This is a genomic window from Streptococcus mitis (assembly GCF_000960025.1).
Taxonomy (GTDB): Bacteria; Bacillota; Bacilli; order Lactobacillales; family Streptococcaceae; genus Streptococcus; species Streptococcus mitis_DH.
In genome coordinates this window covers 1-1,850 of the sequence record NZ_JYGQ01000005.1, presented here as the reverse complement: position 1 = coordinate 1,850, position 1,850 = coordinate 1, and the positions used below count along the sequence as shown (strand labels likewise).

Annotated in this window: 1 protein-coding gene; it reads left to right on the top strand. The window is 46.3% G+C overall.

Annotated features, from left to right (window positions below; all coding sequences use genetic code 11):
• Positions 1 to 1,850, top strand: a 1,850-nt coding sequence (locus TZ91_RS09840; RefSeq protein ID WP_045597732.1) for a DUF1542 domain-containing protein, incomplete at both ends; no start/stop codon positions are given.

The following is a 1,850-nucleotide window of genomic DNA, read 5'->3' as shown; positions in this document are numbered from 1 at the left end:
GACAACGCGACAACAAACGATGCAGTAACTCAAGCTAAAAACGCAGGAGTGACATCAGTAGATTCGGTAACTCCAACGCCAACAGCTAAACCGGCTGCAAAACAAGTCATCGATGACGCATTGAAAGCTAAGAATGATGCGATTGATGCCAATAACGATTTGACTGCTGAAGAGAAAGCCCAAGCTAAGGAAGACGCGAAAGCGAAAGCTGACGCAGCTAAGCAAGCAATTGACAACGCGACAACAAACGATGCAGTAACTCAAGCTAAAAACGCAGGAGTGACATCAGTAGATTCAGTAACTCCAACGCCAACAGCTAAACCGGCTGCAAAACAAGTCATCGATGACGCATTGAAAGCTAAGAATGATGCGATTGATGCCAATAACGATTTGACTGCTGAAGAGAAAACTGCAGCTAAGGAAGACGCGAAAACAAAAGCAGACGCAGCGAAGACTGCAATCGACAACGCAACAACAAACGATACAGTAACTCAAGCTAAAAACGATGGGGCAGCAAGTGTAGCTTCAGTCACTCCAGCAGCAGTAGCGAAGCCAGCAGCTAAGCAAGCCATCGACGAAGCTCTGAAAGCTAAGACCGACGCGATTGATGCCAATAACGATTTGACTGCTGAAGAGAAAGCCCAAGCTAAGGAAGACGCGAAAGCGAAAGCTGATGCAGCGAAGACTGCAATCGACAACGCGACAACAAACGATGCGGTAGAACAAGCTAAAAATGACGGAGCGACAAGTGTATCTTCAGTAACACCAACAGCGCAAGCGAAGCCAGCGGCAAAACAAGTCATCGATGACGCATTGAAAGCTAAGAATGACGCGATTGATGCCAATAACGATTTGACTGCTGAAGAGAAAGCCCAAGCTAAGGAAGACGCGAAAGCGAAAGCTGATGCAGCGAAGCAAGCAATTGACAACGCGACAACAAACGATGCAGTAACTCAAGCTAAAAACGCAGGAGTGACATCAGTAGATTCGGTAACTCCAACGCCGGTAGCCAAACCAGCAGCTAAGAGATCCATCGATGACGCATTGAAAGCTAAGAACGACGCGATTGATGCGAACAATGACTTAACAGACGAAGAAAAAACTGCGGCGAAAGCTGATGCAAAAGCCAAAGCCGACGCAGCGAAACAAGCGATCGACAACGCAACAACAAATGCAGCGGTAGAACAAGCTAAAAATGATGGAGCAACATCAGTAGATTCGGTGACTCCAACGCCGGTAGCCAAACCAGCAGCGAAGCAAGCCATCGATGACGCATTGAAAGCTAAGAACGACGCGATTGATGCGAACAATGACTTAACAGACGAAGAAAAAACTGCGGCGAAAGCTGATGCAAAAGCCAAAGCTGACGCAGCGAAACAAGCGATCGATAATGCAACAACAATTGATGCAGTAACGCAAGCTAAAAATGACGGAGCGACAAGTGTATCTTCAGTAAGTCCAACGGCGCAAGCTAAACCGGCTGCAAAACAAGCCATCGATGACGCATTGAAAGCTAAAAATGACGCAATTGATGCGAACAACGACTTAACAGCTGAAGAGAAAGCAAAAGCTAAGGAAGATGCAAAAGCGAAAGCAGACGCAGCAAAAGAAGCAATCGATAACGCGACAACAAACGAAGAAGTCGCTCAAGCTAAGGCTAACGGAACAACAGAAGTAAACAATGTAAATCCAGACGCAGTAGCGAAGCCAGCAGCTAAGCAAGCCATCGATGATGCACTAAAAGCTAAAAATGACGCAATTGATGCGAACAACGACTTAACAGCTGAAGAGAAAGCAAAAGCTAAGGAAGATGCAAAAGCGAAAGCAGATGCATTGACAACGCGACAACA